Source organism: Streptomyces griseoruber (genome assembly GCF_001514205.1).
In the GTDB taxonomy this organism is placed as follows: domain Bacteria; phylum Actinomycetota; class Actinomycetes; order Streptomycetales; family Streptomycetaceae; genus Streptomyces; species Streptomyces griseoruber.
Genome location: NZ_KQ948803.1, coordinates 1 through 16,055 on the forward strand (window position 1 = coordinate 1; position 16,055 = coordinate 16,055).

A 16,055-nucleotide genomic window follows, 5' to 3' on the forward strand; every position below is an offset into this window, starting at 1 on the left:
TCACCTGTGTCTCTGTTGTCGCTTCGGCGAGCGCGGAGACGATCCGGCCCACCTGCTCCGCGTAGTGGTCGATGAACTCCGTTGATTCTGGGTCCTGTTGGCCGAGTTCACGGGCGATCCACGGGATGGCCACCGGAGCGATCGACGCGGCGAAGAAGACGAGGGCCACGGCCCCCACGTCGAGGTCGCTCCGGAACTCACCGCGCGCCTGCCGCTCGCGGAGTTCCTCGACGTGCTTGAACAGCTCGGCGGCCCGCTCGTCCTCGGCGGGCGGGCGCGTGCCGGGCTCCTCGCGCGTCAGCGTGTGCACCCACGCCGGGTCCTCGTGCGCCCAGTGGACGTAGCGCCGCGCGGCCTCCGCGAAGGTGCGGGCCTGGCTGACGCGCATGGACTCCTCGAGCCACTGATCGCTCAGTGCCTCGTACAGCCCGCGCTTGCCCCCGAAGTAGTAGGTGATCAGCTGATGGCTGACGCCGGCCGCCTCCGCGATCCGCACCACGCGGGCCCCGTCGAAACCGTGGGCGGCGAACTCCGCACCGGCGGCGGCCAGAATGGCCCGCCGGGTGCCCACCGGGTCGCGTTGACGACCGGGCTCATCGGGGTGCCTGCGGCGCTGCTGCCTGCCGGACGCCGCTCCCGACATTCCTGAGATCGCCTCTTCCGCTGCCACAGGGACGACCTTACCTGCGGCCTTGTTGGACAGGCCAACTACTTGCGCCCTCCGTTGTGCTCACCGCCGTGGCAACGGTCGTGGGTCGGCGGGGCAGCAGTGGCTGGATCACCGCCCACAGCTCGTCGTCGACTGTGGGCGCTCCGGCGCACTGCCCGTGCGCTCCGTCGTCAGGCCGAATACTGCGACTCCACGGGGTCGACGACATCGACGAGATGGAGCGCTGCCCACAGAATGCCCTGCTGTTCTTTGACGCTCCGGCCCAGCATCTGTTCAGCGCGTCGGATGCGGTACACGACGGTGTTCTTCACCACGTCGAGCCGTGCCGCGGCTGTCGCGGGGCTGCAGTTGCATTCGAGGTAGACGCGCACGGTCTCCTGGAGCAGCGACTCCCGCGGATGTCCCAGAGCCCCAAGCTCGTCCCGGACGAAGATTTGCGCCCGCTCCGGGTCCGAGGTGAGCAACGCCGCGAGCCGGACGTCCTCGAAGAAGACTGTGCGGCCGCGTGAGCGGGCGGCCGAGTACAGCGTGACGCGGGCCGCTGCCTTCGCCTCTTCGTGCGTGGCTCGGAAGCCATCGAGGCCGTGCGACGGGCGACCGACCGCGACCAGGGCACCCGGCACCACGGGGATCGAGCGGACCGCCGCACTCCGCGGGTCGGTGAACCCGCCCCATGCCCATACCTCGCGATCGTCCGAAGGGATCACCAAGTGCGCGGTGGCGCCGATGCGCGTCAAAAGCTTGGCGGCCACCCGATCGAGTCCCTCCGACTCCGCGTCGTCGTCGCGCGCGTCGCGTCGCAGTATCAGGCTGACATGGGTCCGGTTCGCGAGCTCGTACCGCAGCGCCTTCGCGGGGTCCAGGTTCGTGTGGTCGCCACGCAGCAGAGTCCTGACCAGCTCCCGACGCGAGCCGTCGATGCTCGTGAGCCACGCTTGCTCCTCGGCCGCGTATGCGGCGCTGCATGCGAGCGAGAACGAACTCACGAGGTCGACCAGAAACCGGGACAGGTCGGAGAGTCCCTCCGACTGCCGATCGGCCGGCACAAGGCGGCGGAACTCAGAGACAAGTGCGTCGCTGAAGCGAGCATGGGAAGCTCGCTGGAAGGCGAGTATGCGCTCGAGCGGAATCCGTTGTCTCACCGCTCGGGCGATCTGTCGGGTGGTCTCCGGGGGGACCGTCGTCGTGGGGACCGGCCGGCCGTGGCAGAGAGCCACCAGGGCCTCCATGACGACCGCCTCGGCGGTGGGGCGCAGCTCTTCCACGGCCTCTGCGCGGCGCAGGGCAAGGATGTCGGGGTCGACCGCGAGCCCCGCGAGCTCGTGACAGAACTCGACGGCCCACGAGGACGCCCCGATTCCGATGCCGGCAACGGTCCGGTTCCAGGTTTCCGGGAGGCAGGTCGGCTCGAGCTCATCAAGGGGAGCGGTGGGGTGCAGCCGACACACCCAGGACCCGGTGGCGGACATCCGCATCCCCTCTCGCATCGTCGCGAGCGCCCGAGGAGGTCGGGCCTGTCGGCAGCACACTCCGTGCGCGCATCCCGCTGCAGGGGCGGCGCTGGCGGGAGGGGCGGGGACAGTGCTCCGGCCCTCCCTTCGATTCAGCCCATGTTACTGCTTGGCCTCGGGGTACAGCTCGATCGCGGAGTGCAGGATGCGCTCCCACGTGGTGTCGTTCACTTCGAGGATGTTGCCGTCCGGGTCCTTGACGTAGGCGTATTTCGCGGGATCGCTCGGAGCCCACCCGGCCGGATCGCCGAAGCTCTCCCCGCCGTTCGCCACTGCACGCGCCAACGTGGCCTCGACGTCGTCGACGGCGATGGCGAAGTGCATGAACGACGCCTCCGGCTGCGGCACGCCGATCGTGGGGTTGCGATCGGGGAGGAACTGGAACAGCTCGAGGCCGAAGCCGTCGGGCAGCTCGATGAATCCGATCCGGTAGTCGGTGTCCTTCAGGCCGAAGATGATCTCGGTCATCTGCTTGCCGGTGTGGTACGGGTGGAGGACTTCCTTACCGCCGAATGTCTCGACGTAGAACCTCGTGGAGCGCTCGATGTCCGAGACGCGTACGGCCAGGTGCTGGACACTCGCCATCAGAAGCGCCCTTCTTCGACCGGCTCGCGCAGGCTCGCTGCCCGATCCGCCAGCGGGTACGAAAAGTCTTCGTCGACCATCGTCACCAACTCTTCCGTCGTTTCGTCGTAGGACTGCGCGTTCGTCGAGCAGCCCTCTCTCATGCTCGTTCGGCGCGCGCCGATTTCGCTTGCCTCCCTGGGGCAATCCGCCGCGCCGGATTTGGCGGATCGGGGCAAGCGACGTGCGGGTGTGGGGGGATTGACTCGATCCACTCCTCATCCCACGGCAACGAGGCCGGGTGAGAAGGAGCGGACGAAGGGAACGACGATGTCGTCGAACGACACAACCGCTGTGATCGGCGATCTCCGGGTACCGGAGCCGGACCTCACCCCGCAGCAGGTCATCGCCCGTGCCGCGGCGATGCGCCCGACTCTCCGCGAGAATCGCGTGAAAGCAGCGGAGGAGGGCAAGTACTCCGCCGAGATCCACAAGGCGTTCGAGGACGCCGGCTTCTACCGCCTCGTGCAGCCGCGGAAGTACGGCGGGTACGAGTTCGGCCTGGAGACGTACTACCGGGCGATGATCGAGATCTCGCGCGGAGACCCCGGCATCGGCTGGTGCCTGACCCTGGGGACCGGTCACACGATTCCCCTGGTCGCGCACTTTCCGGAGGAGGTCGTGCGGGGGGCCTTCGGCGAGGACGGCGTCTTCATCGCGCCGCACTCCGCCACCCCCCGAGGGGCGCTCGTTCCCACGGAAGGCGGATTCCGCCTCACGGGGGTGTGGCCGTACTCGTCCGGTGTCCCGTACTCGACCCATGCGATGGTGAGCACGATCATCCTGGCCGAGGGCGGTGACCCCGTCCCGGCCGTGGTTCTCCTCCCGCGCGGCGACTACACCGTACGGGACGACTGGGGAGCGCACGCCACGATGGCCCTCGGCGCGAGCGGGTCGAACACGGTCGTCGTGGAGGACGTCTTCATCCCGGCCGAGAACGTGTCTCCCCTGTTCGAGTGGGGATACTCGAACTTCCCTGAAGGCACGCACGGCACCCGTTCCACCGGTAACCCCTTGTACCTGGGCCAGATCCAGCCGCTGTATCCGGCCTCACTCGCGGCTGTCCAGGTCGGTGCGGCGTGGGCGGCCCTCGACGCCTATGAAGAGACCATCCTGACCAAGAAGCGCCTGTACCCTCCGCTGGTCGAGCGCTACAAGCACGAAGAGGCCCAGGGCATCTGGGGCCAGGCGCGGGCGACGATCGACGCCGCGCAGTCGGTCCTTCTCACAGCGGCCCGCGACTACGAGCGCCTGGGCGAGCGTTGGGTGAGCGGCGACCTCCCGTCCTTCGAGGACTGGGTCGCCCTCGGCAATGTGCTGTACACGTCCTGCCGGCTGTCGCACGAGGCCACTGAACTGCTGTTCCGCTCGGTGGGCTCCTCGGTGGCGCGGAAGGGGCTGCCGCTGCAGGACTACTTCCTGGTGACGCAGATGTCGAAGGCGCAGATCGCGGAGCACGTGCCCGTCATCACCGTGACGACGGCGAGGGCCCACTTCGGGCTGGACCTGCAATCCGTTTAGGGCCGACAAGCCATGCCAACCTGCCGCTTGGGTAAGGCAGTTGGGCTGACGATGTGGTGAAGCCCCCGTGGAGAGGGGGCCTCGGCCAGCGGCTCCATGGGCTCGCTCAGCCGTCGGGCGTCGACGTGTCCAACTCTGCCCCGCGTGTGCTCACCCGGCAGTTGCGGTGACGCCGCGGACTGGCGCCTCTGCAGGCGCTCGCTCCTGAGCCCGGCACGCGTGCTGAAGCCCTGCTCGTGCGGCACCGCCCTGATGGGCTGACACCTCACCAGAAAGAGGAAATGAAATGACTCGGACGACCGAGACAGCGGTCGATCGCTACATGACGCTCGTCGACCGTGCGGTGCACGAGCCCGAAGCACTGAAGGAGCTTGAGGCGGTGTTCGCGCCGAAGGCCACCGTGCAGTTCGGCGAACTCCCTCCGGTGACCGGCCTGGCCGACATCACGGAGTTCTACCGGCGGCTCTCCTCGGACTTGGCCGACAGCAAGCACGTGTGGACCACCACGGTGCTCGACGAAGCAACGATCGAGGTCCGCTTCATAACGGCGTGGCGTGCCGCCGACGGCCGACTCGGATCCCAGGGCGGCATCGAGCACGTGACCGTCGACGCGGGCGGGCTGATCACGGAGCTCCGGGTGCTCATCCCGCAGAGCGACGGCGCCTGACCGGCCAGGCGGGGCGGGAGCCGGCGATTCCGATCGAGCCTGGTTCCCGTCCCCGCCAAGGGGAACGCTGACGCCCCGTCAAGCACCCGCGATCATGAGGAGAGCGGCGCCCGTTCGGTCGTGCCGGTCGGCACTAGAAGCCGGGGAAGACCCGCCGCAGGTCGTCGAGGGTGAGGGAGGCGCTCGACAGGGACACCTCGCTCGGTGTGTGCGCGGGTGCGTGGCGGCCGGTGGTGAGGCGCAGCCACCACTCGGCCGGTGCGTTCAGGACGGCGTCGGGCCGGTCCGGCTCGTCGGTGAGCGTGATGGCGTTCCCCACCTCCAGTCCGAAGGTGCGCTCGGGTGCGGTGGTGTGGACGGCTATGCGGACCGGGCGGGCGTCCAGGGCGTCGGCCTTGCCGAGGAAGTCCAGGAAACCGCCGGCCTGGTCGAGGAGCAGTCCGGTGACAGCGGGGAGCAGGGGCGCCTCGTGATCGAAGGCGACCTCCACGTCCCAGGTGTGGTGGGCGAACTCCGTGAGCCGCACGCCGGCCACGGTGGCGACATCGACCGCCACGGGCAGGAAACCGAGGTCGACCCTCAGTTCCCTGCGCGTCTGCGCGTCGAGGCCCTCATAGCGGCTGACCAGCGCGTCGTTGGCCGTCACAAAGCCTTCGGCCCGCTCAAGGCTTGACAGAGCGTCCCAGCGCGCCCATACGGACTTGTTGAAGTCCCCGTCGGGCAGGCCGGTGGCGTTCAGCGCCCCCTCCAGGACTGCCAGGCTTATCTCGGCGCCACTGCCCAGATGGCCGAGCACCTGTGACACGTCCCAGCCCGATGCCCCGGAGGGCCGGGTGAGGTCGGCGGAGGCGAGGCCGTGCACCACGGCCGTCAGATAGTCGTGTCCGCTGCGCAGGGCATCGATGGTCCGGTCGGCACGGTCGGTCATGTGCGTTTCTCCGTAGAGGTACGAGGAAGGGAGATGCGAGGGGAAAGGAAGCGTGGACGTGACGGGGGCGACTGCGCCCGCGGGCACTCCGCGGCCTCGGTCAGGGGACCAGAACGATCTTGCCGTGGGTGTGCCGCCGCTCCAGTTCCGCGAAGGCGTCGGCGACGCGGTCGAGCGGGTACGTGGCGGCGATCGGGATCTCGACGGCACCCGAGGCGACCAGGTCGACCAGCTCCACCAGGATCTCGCGTGCGGTCGCGTTGTGGCGGCCGTCGGTCCTGGCGCCGATCTCCGCTGCGCGTTCCATGGCGACGGTCGTCTGGATGCGTTCCGGCGGTACGGCGAGGGCGACGGCGACATCGAGGTACTCGGGCCCGAAGAGATCGATGAACGCATCGATACCGCCCGGTCCCGCCGCCTCTTCGAGCCGCTGGCGCAGGCCGTCTCCGTACGGCACCGGGACGACGCCGTGCTTCTCCAGCCACTCGGCGTTGGCCGACGAGGCGATGCCGAGCACGCGCACGCCCCGGCCGGTGAGCAGCTGCACGAGGAACGAACCGACCCCGCCCGCGGCCGCGGACACCGCGGCCGTCTCCCCGGACTGTACGGCGACGGCGCGGGCGGCCGCATAGGCCGTGGCGCCGACCATGTGCAGGGAGCCGGCCACTTCCCAGCTCACCCGAGGCGGCTTGGCCACGAGCCGGTCCGCCGGGACGGCCAGGTGCGTCGCGTGAGCGCCCGCCGCCGGCGTCCAGCCCAGTACCTCGTCGCCGACGGCGAGTCCGTCGACCTCGGCACCGACGGCCACGACGACCCCGGCGAGGTCGCTGCCCTGGCCGGCGGGGAAGTCCACCGGGAACAGATGCCGGGCCACCCCCGAGCGGAGCACCGTGTCGAATGGGTTGACGGCGGCGGCCCGCACCTCGACGACGACTTCCCCGGAGCCCGGCTCGGGCATCGGGACGTCGGTGACGTACAGCACGTCACGGTCGCCGTACTGGTCGAAACGTACTGCCTGCGCTGTTCGGTTCATGTCTTCTCCGCAAGGTGTGGGGCAGGGTGCGATCAAGGGACGATGACGGTCTTGCCGGTGGCGTGGCCGGTACGGGCCCTGGCGATGAAGGCCGGGGCGTCGGCGAGCGGGACTTCCGCGTCGATACGGACACGCAGCTCACCGTCGGCGGCGAGTTCGGCGAGTGTCGTCAGGGTCTCGGAAGTGGGGCGGTTGCCGAGGTTGACGCCGAGGATGCCGTGGGCGGCCAGGGACTCGGGATCCGTGGCGTAGTTGGTGCTGACCAGGGTGGCGCCGACGCGGAGCAGACCCACCATGGGGCTGATGTCGCCGCCGGCAGGGGTGACGAGGTCGATGATGGCGTCGATGCCGTCGGGGTGGGCGGCGGCCACTTGGTCATGGGTGGGAGCGAGGGTGCGGTCGATGACGGTGTGGGCGCCGAGATCGCGCAGGTGGTCGGCCAGCTCGGGGGTCCCTGTGGCCAGGACTCGGACTCCGGCCCGGGCGGCGAACTGGATGGCCGACTGACCGACGCCGCCGCTGGCGCCGTTGATCAGGATGGTGTGCCCGTCGGCAGGGCGCGCGGCGTGGACGGCCTGGTAGGCGGTGACGCTCGCGGTGGGAAGGGCGGCGGCGAGCGTGAAGGGGAGGGCGTCCGGGATGAGGGCGATGGTGCCGTCCTGCTCGGCGAGGGTGTATTCGGCGTAGGAGCCCTGGCCCCGGAGCAGACGCATGAACTGCCCGTAGACGCGGTCTCCCGGGCGGAAGCGGGTGACGCCGGGACCCGTCTTCTCGACGACGCCCGCCGCGTCGGAGCCCATGACCAGGGGAAAGGTGTGCGCCACGGAGTCCTTGAGGGCGCCGTCGGTGACCTTCCAGTCGAAGGGGTTCACTCCGGCGGCGTGGACGCGCACCAGGATCTCGCCGGGGCCCGGCTCGGGCGTGGGCAGGTCGACGAGCTGGGGCTCGGCCCCGAAATCGGTGACGACGACGGCTTTCATGTCGATGCCTTTCCGGGTTGGTGAGGGGAGTGGTCCGGGGTCAGCGGGCCAGGATCGCCATCGGCGCGAGGGCGATGGTGTGGTGGGTGTGCTGGACCTTGGCGTGCAGGTAGCGCAGGTTGCTGGGCGTGCTGTGCACGCCGGTGGGGACGGTCCGGGTGACCGCCAGGCCGAGGTCGCGCAACTGCCGCGCCTTGTCGGGGTTGTTGGTGAGGAGGTCGAGGTCGGTGATGCCGAGGGCGGTGAGCATCTGGGCGGCGGCGGTGTAGTCGCGGGCGTCCTCGGGCAGGCCGAGGGCGGTGTTGGCCTGGTAGGTGTCCAGGCCGGTGTCCTGCAGGGCGTAGGCGTCGAGCTTGTTGTAGAGGCCGATGCCGCGGCCTTCCTGGCGGAGGTAGAGCAGGACGCCGCCGGTTGCGGCGATGCGCTCGGTGGCCTCGCGCAGCTGGGGGCCGCAGTCGCAGCGGGCGGAGCCGAAGGCGTCACCGGTGAGGCACTCGGAGTGCAGACGCACCAGCGGGGCGGCAGCGGTGGCCGGATCTCCCAGGACCAGGGCGACGTGCTCGGCGCCGTCGGCCAGGCCATTGAACGTGATCACCTCGGCGGTCACCTGGTAACCGTCCGAGAAGCTCAGCGGAATACGGACCCGGGTGCGGACGGTGGCTGCGTCGGTGCTGGGGGTCATGGCGTCTCCCGTGGGCGTCGTAGGGCGTCGTATGATTCAAATTTGAATGCACCACTGACAGTAGACGTCAGTTCCAATTTGAACAAACCCGAGGGGAGTGGCATGGGTCACACGCGATGGCTGAACGAGCAGGAGAAGCGCGCCTGGACGGCCTTCACCACCGCGCAAGCGCTGCTGTCCCGGCGGCTGGAGCAGCGACTCAAGCGGGCGATCTGATAGGTCAGCCCGCTCCTGGAGTCGACGAGGGCACCGGCCGGCTCCGCCATCCGCAGCTCCCGGTTGGGGGCGCCGCTGAGCCGGGCGAGGATCTCGCTGCAGACCGGACAGGCCGAAATGGCGCCGCCCGCTCCAGCAGAGCCATGCCCTCGTCCTTCTCCATCTGCCGACGTGCTCACGCCCGACCAGGTGCGCGTGCCCGCCGACGGCCTCGGCGAGGCGAGCCGCCGTATGACCGCCGGCCCCTGCGGCGGGGACACCGCACCATGAGACGCCGGCCGACTGGGCCGCACCGGACCGACCCGTCCGGCAGGGGCGTCCCGCAGGGGCGGTCCGGCGGCCGGCCTGACGAGTCCCGCCACCCGCCCGATGAGCCCGTGGTGATCCTCGATTGGTCAAACGAACCGGTTCGTTACCATGGGTCGTATGGCATACGACTCGGCGGCGACCAAGGAGCGGATCCTCGCGGCGGCGACCGTGGAGTTCGCCGCGCATGGGGTCGCCGGTGCCCGGGTGGATCGTATCGCCGCCCAGGCCAAGGCCAACAAGCGTGCGCTCTATGACTACTTCGGCGACAAGAACAAGCTCTTCGCCGTCGTTCTCGAACGCGTGCTGGCCGACCTGGCCGAGGCCGTCCCGCCCAGCGGTGATCTGCCCGGCTATGCCGAGCGCCTCTTCGCCTACCACCGCGCCCACCCCGAGGCCCTGCGCCTGGTGATGTGGGAGGCGTTGGAGATCGGCGACCGGCCCGTCCCGGCCGAGGAGGCCCGCACCCGCCACTACCAGGACAAGATCGACGCCGCTGAGTCCGGCGGGCAGGGCGGCGACGCGCGGACCCGGGTGTTCTTCACCCTCGCCCTGGCGAGCTGGGGCATCGCCATGCCGCAGCTGCGCCGCATGGTCCTCGGTGCCGACCACAGCCTCGACGACCTCGGCGTGGAGGTCGCCCGAGCCGTGCGGACCCTGCCGGAGTGATGGACCGCGGGCCGTGGATCATGAGCCCATGGATGCGCGAGACGTGGTCGCGGTCGGCCCGAACGGCGCCCGCGTTGCCGGGTTCCGGGGACGGGGTCCGCGGCCCCTCGATGTGACGGGGATCCGATCGGGTCCCCGACGACGAGGCAGGCTGTCGGCCGGAGCGCAGGTGGGACGGCGTCCAGGACCCGCCCGTCACCTCCGGCACCGCGCCGGCTGCTCGGCATCGCGTGACGACGGCTCGCGCCCGCTTCGAACGCGGCCGGCTCGTCGAGCGCTCCGGGGCTCAGTGCGACCTGAGCCGCCTCAACTGATCACGCAGGGTGACACTCGCTCGTGCCAGGGGTGCGCCGGGAGGCGCATCGCGGCCGGGACGGACAAGGCCTGCTCCGGAGGTCCGCGCCGGGTGGGGCCAGGTCGCCGACCGGCTTTCCCGCCGCCGGTGCCGTGGCGCCGATCCCCGGGATCTCCTGCGTCGCCGTACCTTTGCGCGCGCTGATCGCGGGTGCGGTGAAGGCCGGCACGCGCCGCCCGCGGCGAACAGCCCGAGACCGCCCAGCAGCGCGCCCTTGCGGCCGAGCCGGTCACCCAACGCCCCGGCAGGGACCAGCAGAGCCGCGAACACGATGACGTAGGAGTCGACGATCCACAGCAGCCCGGTGGGCGACGGATGCAGGCTGCTCGACGCCAGCTTGGGTATCGCGAGGTTGATGGCGGCGACGAGCGACTGGACGGTCATCACGCAGCCGCACATCACCAGCAGTACGCCGAGCGGCCCGCGAGGCGAGGCGAGGGGGACGGGACGCGCCGGGAGGCCCGACGGCCGTCGTGACCGCGTCCTGCCCTCGCGGCGGGTCCGGCGCGGGGACGTTGGTCACGCTGCCGACCGCCTACGTGCGGGTGCGCCGGGTGGGTCGCCCGCCGCCCACGAGGACCGCGAGCAGTCCGCCGGCCAGGGCGAGGTTCTTGAGGAAGTCGCCCTGCTGGCGCGCGCGTTGAGGGCCCTCCGGCTGGGTCCAGAAGGGGAAGGCGGCGAGGGTCGTGGGCACCAACGAGCCGGCGAGTGCCGTGGCGGAGGCCGCGGGCGCGATGCCGGCCGCGAGGGCGGCTCCCGCGGTGACGTGCACAGCCGCGTTGGCGCGTACCAGTTGGCGGTCGGTGAAGCGGTCCAGGAGCGGCACCGCGCGGCGGCACGACTTCAGGAAGGTCTCCGCCCCCTGCGCGGGGCCGTCCGGGTGCCGCCAGACGTGGCGGCCACCGGAGACGAAGACGGTGGCCAGCGCGAGACGGGAGAGGGCGCGGCCCACGTCGGCGTAGCGCGGTGGTGTGTCAGGCATTCCAGGGGTCCGTTCGCAGGTGGCGGTCGAAGAAGCGCTCGATCAGCGCGGGGGTCAGCAGTACGGAGCGGTCGGCGCCCGGGGTGCGGGAGGACAGCACGGTGGCTGTCATGGGGTGCAGTTCCCAGTCGCCGGTGTTGAGGAAGCCGTGATCGGCGCCGTGGACCAGCAGCAGATGGGACTCGGTGCCCGCGGTCAGCAGGGCGTCGTGGAGCCGGCGGCTCTGGGCGGGCCCGATGAGCAGATCGGCGTCGCCGTGCAGGAGGAGTACGGGCGGCACACCCGGACGGACCTGCCGGACCGGGCTCGCCTCGGCGGCGGTGGCGGCCCGGTCCGACGGACGTCCGCCGAGCAGACCCCACGCCGGGTCGGACGGGTCCACGCCCAGTACTCCGCCGGGCAGGGCGTCGTCGTTCAGGGACAGCAGGTCCGTCGGGGGGTAGCCCGCCACCACGGCCCGTACGGCGGGGGCGGCGTCGGCCGCGAACGCGGCGAGCAGGGCGAGATGCGCGCCGGCCGAGCTGCCCCACAGCCCGATCGCGGACGGATCGAGTGCGTACTCGTCCGCGATGTCGTGCAGGTGGCTCAACGCGGCGCGGACGTCGTGCAGTTGGGCCGGCCAGCGGGAGACCTCGGAGGAGCGGTACTCGATGTCCGCCATGGCGTAGCCGCGTTCGGCGAAGAGCCGGGCCAACCGGGGTCCCTGGCCGCGTCGTTGGTTGCGCCAGCCGCCGCCCGCCAGCCACACGATCACCGGCGTGGGCGTGGGCGTGGGCTCGGGCGCGGACCGCGGCAGATACAGGTCCATCCGCAGGTCCGTGCCGTACGCGAGGTCGCGCACCACCCGGACGGGCGCCGCCTCGATCCGCTCGGGGGGACGCGGCGCCCGGCTGAGCCCTTCCATGAAACGGCCCATGACGTCGGCGTTGTTCACCGACACAGCCGTCGGACCGGGGAGTCGTGGGTTCTCACTGGGCACCGGCGCTGCCCGTCCTCACCGGCGTCAGGGGCAGGAGCCTCGCGCGCCGCTCGGTCCGGTGCTCGGTGAGCCGCCGCTGGTAGTCCGGGGCGAGCATGTCCGGCGTCCACTCCATGTCGTGGTCGAGGGTGACGTCGACAGCGGTGACGCCGGGCAGCCCGGCGAGCCGCTCGCGTGCCTCGTTGGCGAAGGAGCCCAGCAGCATGCACGTCGCGTCGGTGAGCCCGAACGTCACGCCGATCCGCTGACCGCCCGCGCCGTCGTCGCCGACCCGGATGTCGCTGATCAGCCCCATGTCGTCCATCCCGGCCGGGACACCGGCGGTGATGCTGCAGGGGTCGACGATGGTGTTGAGCACCTCACGGACCCGGTCCTCGGTGACGCGGCTCATCACGCGACCGCCGGGGCATCGGCCTGGAGCCGGCCGCCCCAGGCCGGGGCCAGCTCGTCGGTGTCGAACTCGTCGCCGGCGATCGTGGCCCGCAGCTTGTCCTCGTCGATGCCGTGCAGCCGCAGGAAGTTGCGGCCCAGGATGTCCTTCTTCGCCTCCAGGGTCAGCGGCTCCACACCGCGTTCCTCGATCAGGTCCTGCGGCGTCTCGAAGTTCCAGAACGCCTCGATGATCGGGCGCGGATGGACCGCGATGACTCCGGTGCCCCAGATGACGCGCTGGGCGCCGCCGGGTACGGCGAGGAAGGCGCCCATGGCCTCGGCGAAGCGGCGCGGCGCGGTGCGGGCCAGGGCGGAGGTCACCTCCAGGTTGACCACCACGTTGTGGGCGCACTCCATCAGCATCGCCGTCTCCTCGACGAACGCCAGGCCGCCGTGCACCACCTCGAAGGTCAGGTCGGGGAACGCCGCCGCGGCGCCCTCGATGTCGTCGATGCGCAGGGCGTGGGCCGGGCCGGGGCCGACCGGGAGCGCCTTGTGGATCCCGATCACCTTGATGCCGCGTTCCCGGGCCCGCTCGAACACCGGGTAGCAGACCTCGGGATCGCTCATGTCCAGGGAGGTGACCCGGCCTTCGACCAGGTCGATCGGGTACAGCTTGAGGGCGTTCACCCGGTGCTCGTCGACCAGCTCGTCCACGCGGTCCACCGCACCGGGCCGCAAGGGGGAGACCGCGCCGTAGACCAGCACCCGGTTCGGCCACAGCTCCCGCATCCTGAGGCCCGAGGAGAGCGCGGAGCCGCCGTCGCGGAAGTGTCCGTAGATCGGCGTCTCGTGGTAGACGACGACGTCCGACTGGCTCTCGGCGAGGATCGACCGGCCGATCGCCTCCGCACCAGCGCCGTGCTCCAGGTACAGCTCCTTCTCGACGGCGTACCCGGGCCCGCCCCACTTCGCGTGCAGCTGGTACATGTGCTCGCCGATCGCGCGGCCGAAGGCCGGATTGACGCAGTTCTCGGGCAGGAAGTTGTAGTCGTGGGCCACGCCCTCGACCACCAGGGTGTTCTCGATCACGTGCTGCTCGTCCTTCTGGTGATGTTCGGTGTGGCCGGCCTAGGCCAGGAGCTCCGCGACGCTCTTGAGCGCCTCCACCGCGAGGCGGTCGTCGGTCGCACCGTCGGCCCCGCCGACGCCGATACCGCCGATGACCTCGCCGTCGTCCACGATGATCGGTACGCCTCCCGGTACCGGAAGGAGGTCGGCGTCGACGTGGTGCACGGGCGCGACCGCCATGGCGGGGGAGGCGGCCAAGGCGGCGAACGCGGCGGTCGGCATGCCGGTGACGGCGGCGGTGTAGGCCTTGCGGCGTGCGGTCTCGATCCCGATGGGGCCGACTCCGTCGTCGCTGAGCAGCACCTTGGTGATGCCGCTGCGGTTGACGACCGCCACGCAGATCCGGGCGCCCTCGGCCCGGGCCGCCTCCAGCGCGGCCCCGGCCGCCGCGTACGCGATGGTGTAGGTCAGGGCTTCCCTCATCCTGCGCTCCTTTCACGAAGCGGGGTGACAGCGGCGCCGGAGGCTGCCGGGACCTCGCGGATCAGGTCCGAGGCCTTCTCGGCCACGGCGATGACGGTGGCGTTGATGTTCGCGCCGGGCACGGTCGGCAGGACCGAGGCGTCGACGACGCGGAGTCCGTCGATGCCGCGCACCCGCAGGTCGGGGTCGACGACGGCGGTCTCGGAGGTTCCGATGGCGCAGGTGCCGCAGGCGTGGTTGGCGGAGTAACCGGTCTGGCGCAGATAGCGCTCGAAGTCGGCGTCGGTGCGCACGTCGGGGCCGGGTGCGAGCTCCGCCCGGATCATCGGGGCGACCTCGGGGCTGCGCAGGATGGCCAGGGTGGTGCGTACGGTCTCCCGCAGGGCGGCGACGTCCTCCGGCTCGGTGAGCAGGTTGAACGTGATGCGTGGCGGGGCGGCCGGGTCGGCGGAGGCGAGCCGGACCTCGCCGCGGCTGCGGGGGGTCGCGACGGCGTTGAGGGCCACGCAGTTGCGGTCCTTCAGCGGCCGGATGCCGGGGAGCCACGGCCGGGCGCCGAAGCCGCCGGCCAGGATGCCGAGGAACCCGTCGGGGCGGTCCAGGTCGGAGCGGGTGCGGATGTACGCGGAGAGGAACTCGGGCATCCCGGCCAGCGGACCGTTCCCGGTGAGGAACCAGCGGAGCGCACCCACCGCCGCGCGGTCGGCGCGCAGGTGCTCGTGGAAGGTCACCGGATCCTTGACGTCGAACAGCACGGGTGCCGCCGGGTGGTCCTGGAGGTTGGCGCCGACGCCGGGCAGGTCCGCCACCGGTTCGATGCCGTGCTCGCGCAGGTGATCCGCCGGTCCGATACCCGAACGCATCAGCAGCTGCGGCGAGTTGTAGACACCCGCGCAGACCACGATCTCGCGGGCCGCCCGGATCACCCGGCTCTGTCCGTCCTTCACGACGTGGACGCCGGTGGCGCGTCCGTCCTCCAGGACGAGCGTGTCCACCAGCACCCCGGTGAGCAGGCTGAGGTTGGGCCGCCGTCGCAGAGCCGGACGCAGGTAGGCGGCGGCGGTGCTGTGCCGTCGCCCACGGTGGATGGCGTTCTCGATCTGGCCTGCTCCGGTGGGGTCGCCGCTCTGGGTGTCGTCGGGGAATCCGATGCCCAGTGATCGGGCCGCGCTGTCGAGCCGCCGTCCGAACGGGCTCCTTCGGACGTTGGTCGAGACGGTGACGGGTCCGTGCCCGCCGTGGTGCTCGGTGTCCCCGCGCCAGCTGCTCTCCGAGCGGCGGAAGTACGGCAGCAGGTCGTCCCAACCCCAGCCCGTCGCACCGGACTTGACCCAGTCGTCGTAGTCGAGGCGGTGTGCGCGGACATGGGTCGAGCCGTTGATCGATCCGGTGCCGCCGACCAGCCGGCCCCGCGGGACGGGGATACGCCTGCCGTTCAGGCCCGGCTCGGGCTCCGACTCGTATCCCCAGCTGATGTCCTTGCGGCCGGACAGCAGACCGACGCCGAGCGGCAGCTGGACCAGGAGGTCCCGGTCCGCGGGCGGGCCGGCCTCGATCAGCAGTACGCGTGTCCCGGACTCGGCGGACAGGCGCGCGGCGAGGACGCAGCCGGCCGTACCCGCGCCGACGACGACGTAGTCGTACTCGGCGCCGTGGTCGGCGCTCATACGGAAGGTCCAGACATCATCGTCTCCTTCGGCTCTGGACGAACGCGCGGCGGAGGTGCCGCGGAAAGGTGCGGGGAGGCGGACGCTCGCCCGGCGCGTTCTCAGGTGTGATCGCGAGGTGGGACGAAGTCTGCGAGCGGCTCTTCACCTCGGCGCCGGGTCAAGGTAACAGGGCACCCGGGCGATCCGACAGAGGTCTGCAAGTAATTCATCAAACCAGGTCAGGGTCATTGACAGTTTTTCATCAGGGTCGTACAACGGCATGAACGCACCATGGGCAGCACCGCTCGACGCCCCTGTCCGAGCGTGTCGGAGAGCCGCGGCACGCTCGCGCTGTAG

Annotated in this window: 17 protein-coding genes and 1 pseudogene; 3 read left to right on the forward strand and 15 right to left on the reverse strand. The window is 70.9% G+C overall.

The features are described 5' to 3' along the window. The 4 genes from AQJ64_RS44380 to AQJ64_RS49485 form a co-directional block, all read right to left on the reverse strand. On the reverse strand, nucleotides 1-670 hold a 670-nt coding region (locus AQJ64_RS44380), incomplete at its 3' end, for a TetR/AcrR family transcriptional regulator (RefSeq protein WP_244902738.1). Nucleotides 671-840: 170 nt separating this feature from the next. After that, nucleotides 841-2,139 carry a PucR family transcriptional regulator gene (locus AQJ64_RS44385; protein ID WP_159060362.1) on the reverse strand — a complete coding sequence of 433 codons (1,299 nt, stop codon included), beginning with the start codon at nucleotides 2,137-2,139 and terminating at the stop codon, nucleotides 841-843. A 144-nt stretch (nucleotides 2,140-2,283) separates the two neighbouring features. Beyond that, the gene (locus AQJ64_RS49480; protein ID WP_055636428.1) at nucleotides 2,284-2,766 is read right to left on the reverse strand and encodes a VOC family protein; all 483 of its coding nucleotides are present in this window, start codon (nucleotides 2,764-2,766) and stop codon (nucleotides 2,284-2,286) included. Continuing rightward, nucleotides 2,766-2,909 carry a hypothetical protein gene (locus AQJ64_RS49485; RefSeq protein ID WP_157881053.1) on the reverse strand — a complete coding sequence of 48 codons (144 nt, stop codon included), beginning with the start codon at nucleotides 2,907-2,909 and terminating at the stop codon, nucleotides 2,766-2,768. The genes AQJ64_RS49480 and AQJ64_RS49485 overlap by 1 nt, the downstream gene beginning before the upstream one ends. 166 nt (nucleotides 2,910-3,075) lie before the next feature. Here AQJ64_RS49485 and AQJ64_RS44395 point away from each other — a divergent pair, with 166 nt between their 5' ends. Continuing rightward, on the forward strand, nucleotides 3,076-4,326 hold the full coding sequence (locus AQJ64_RS44395) for an acyl-CoA dehydrogenase family protein (protein ID WP_055636427.1): 1,251 nt from the start codon (nucleotides 3,076-3,078) through the stop codon (nucleotides 4,324-4,326). Between the two features lie 286 nt (nucleotides 4,327-4,612). Continuing rightward, nucleotides 4,613-4,993 carry a nuclear transport factor 2 family protein gene (locus tag AQJ64_RS44400; protein ID WP_055636426.1) on the forward strand — a complete coding sequence of 127 codons (381 nt, stop codon included), beginning with the start codon at nucleotides 4,613-4,615 and terminating at the stop codon, nucleotides 4,991-4,993. Nucleotides 4,994-5,126: 133 nt separating this feature from the next. Here the strand turns inward: AQJ64_RS44400 and AQJ64_RS44405 are convergent, their stop codons facing one another. The 4 genes from AQJ64_RS44405 to AQJ64_RS44420 all read right to left on the reverse strand — a co-directional run bounded on the left by AQJ64_RS44405 (nucleotide 5,127) and on the right by AQJ64_RS44420 (nucleotide 8,616). Further along, nucleotides 5,127-5,921: a maleylpyruvate isomerase family mycothiol-dependent enzyme gene (locus tag AQJ64_RS44405; RefSeq protein ID WP_055636425.1), complete on the reverse strand. Its 795-nt coding sequence runs from the start codon at nucleotides 5,919-5,921 to the stop codon at nucleotides 5,127-5,129. A 100-nt stretch (nucleotides 5,922-6,021) separates the two neighbouring features. Next, nucleotides 6,022-6,954 carry a zinc-binding dehydrogenase gene (locus AQJ64_RS44410; protein WP_055636424.1) on the reverse strand — a complete coding sequence of 311 codons (933 nt, stop codon included), beginning with the start codon at nucleotides 6,952-6,954 and terminating at the stop codon, nucleotides 6,022-6,024. A 32-nt stretch (nucleotides 6,955-6,986) separates the two neighbouring features. Beyond that, complete coding sequence (locus AQJ64_RS44415; RefSeq protein ID WP_055636423.1) at nucleotides 6,987-7,934, reverse strand: NADP-dependent oxidoreductase; 948 nt, start codon at nucleotides 7,932-7,934, stop codon at nucleotides 6,987-6,989. Between the two features lie 40 nt (nucleotides 7,935-7,974). After that, nucleotides 7,975-8,616 (reverse strand): GTP cyclohydrolase II, encoded by a 642-nt coding sequence (locus AQJ64_RS44420; RefSeq protein WP_055636422.1) that lies wholly within the window; start codon nucleotides 8,614-8,616, stop codon nucleotides 7,975-7,977. Nucleotides 8,617-9,258: 642 nt separating this feature from the next. Here AQJ64_RS44420 and AQJ64_RS44425 point away from each other — a divergent pair. Next, entirely contained in the window at nucleotides 9,259-9,807 is a 549-nt protein-coding gene (locus AQJ64_RS44425) for a TetR/AcrR family transcriptional regulator (protein ID WP_055636421.1), read from the forward strand. 523 nt (nucleotides 9,808-10,330) lie between these two features. Here the strand turns inward: AQJ64_RS44425 and AQJ64_RS51620 are convergent. The 7 genes and pseudogenes from AQJ64_RS51620 to AQJ64_RS44455 form a co-directional block, all read right to left on the reverse strand. Beyond that, nucleotides 10,331-10,561 (reverse strand): annotated as a pseudogene (locus tag AQJ64_RS51620) (MFS transporter); the annotation flags it as partial. A 136-nt stretch (nucleotides 10,562-10,697) separates the two neighbouring features. Beyond that, a complete protein-coding gene (locus tag AQJ64_RS44430; RefSeq protein WP_063788805.1) occupies nucleotides 10,698-11,144 on the reverse strand; it encodes a DoxX family membrane protein in 447 nt (148 codons plus the stop codon). Next, the gene (locus AQJ64_RS44435; protein WP_240512792.1) at nucleotides 11,137-12,078 is read right to left on the reverse strand and encodes an alpha/beta hydrolase; all 942 of its coding nucleotides are present in this window, start codon (nucleotides 12,076-12,078) and stop codon (nucleotides 11,137-11,139) included. Before AQJ64_RS44435 ends, AQJ64_RS44430 begins: the two co-directional genes overlap by 8 nt. A 34-nt stretch (nucleotides 12,079-12,112) precedes the next feature. Next, nucleotides 12,113-12,514, reverse strand: coding sequence for a metal-sulfur cluster assembly factor (locus AQJ64_RS44440; protein ID WP_055636419.1), 402 nt, complete (start codon nucleotides 12,512-12,514; stop codon nucleotides 12,113-12,115). Beyond that, nucleotides 12,514-13,587, reverse strand: a complete 1,074-nt coding sequence (locus tag AQJ64_RS44445) for an amidohydrolase family protein (protein WP_055636418.1) — start codon at nucleotides 13,585-13,587, stop codon at nucleotides 12,514-12,516. Before AQJ64_RS44445 ends, AQJ64_RS44440 begins: the two co-directional genes overlap by 1 nt. Nucleotides 13,588-13,626: 39 nt before the next feature. Beyond that, nucleotides 13,627-14,049: a GlcG/HbpS family heme-binding protein gene (locus tag AQJ64_RS44450; RefSeq protein WP_055636417.1), complete on the reverse strand. Its 423-nt coding sequence runs from the start codon at nucleotides 14,047-14,049 to the stop codon at nucleotides 13,627-13,629. After that, nucleotides 14,046-15,716: a GMC family oxidoreductase gene (locus tag AQJ64_RS44455; protein ID WP_055636416.1), complete on the reverse strand. Its 1,671-nt coding sequence runs from the start codon at nucleotides 15,714-15,716 to the stop codon at nucleotides 14,046-14,048. Before AQJ64_RS44455 ends, AQJ64_RS44450 begins: the two co-directional genes overlap by 4 nt. Nucleotides 15,717-16,055 lie beyond the last annotated feature (339 nt).

Coding starts and splice junctions, on each gene's coding strand:
- AQJ64_RS44385 (WP_159060362.1), bottom strand. CDS start 2,139: ATGTCCGCCACCGGGTCCTGGGTGTGTCGGCTGCACCCCACCGCTCCC.
- AQJ64_RS49480 (WP_055636428.1), bottom strand. CDS start 2,766: ATGGCGAGTGTCCAGCACCTGGCCGTACGCGTCTCGGACATCGAGCGC.
- AQJ64_RS49485 (WP_157881053.1), bottom strand. CDS start 2,909: ATGAGAGAGGGCTGCTCGACGAACGCGCAGTCCTACGACGAAACGACG.
- AQJ64_RS44395 (WP_055636427.1), top strand. CDS start 3,076: ATGTCGTCGAACGACACAACCGCTGTGATCGGCGATCTCCGGGTACCG.
- AQJ64_RS44400 (WP_055636426.1), top strand. CDS start 4,613: ATGACTCGGACGACCGAGACAGCGGTCGATCGCTACATGACGCTCGTC.
- AQJ64_RS44405 (WP_055636425.1), bottom strand. CDS start 5,921: ATGACCGACCGTGCCGACCGGACCATCGATGCCCTGCGCAGCGGACAC.
- AQJ64_RS44410 (WP_055636424.1), bottom strand. CDS start 6,954: ATGAACCGAACAGCGCAGGCAGTACGTTTCGACCAGTACGGCGACCGT.
- AQJ64_RS44415 (WP_055636423.1), bottom strand. CDS start 7,934: ATGAAAGCCGTCGTCGTCACCGATTTCGGGGCCGAGCCCCAGCTCGTC.
- AQJ64_RS44420 (WP_055636422.1), bottom strand. CDS start 8,616: ATGACCCCCAGCACCGACGCAGCCACCGTCCGCACCCGGGTCCGTATT.
- AQJ64_RS44425 (WP_055636421.1), top strand. CDS start 9,259: ATGGCATACGACTCGGCGGCGACCAAGGAGCGGATCCTCGCGGCGGCG.
- AQJ64_RS44430 (WP_063788805.1), bottom strand. CDS start 11,144: ATGCCTGACACACCACCGCGCTACGCCGACGTGGGCCGCGCCCTCTCC.
- AQJ64_RS44440 (WP_055636419.1), bottom strand. CDS start 12,514: ATGAGCCGCGTCACCGAGGACCGGGTCCGTGAGGTGCTCAACACCATC.
- AQJ64_RS44450 (WP_055636417.1), bottom strand. CDS start 14,049: ATGAGGGAAGCCCTGACCTACACCATCGCGTACGCGGCGGCCGGGGCC.
- AQJ64_RS44455 (WP_055636416.1), bottom strand. CDS start 15,716: ATGAGCGCCGACCACGGCGCCGAGTACGACTACGTCGTCGTCGGCGCG.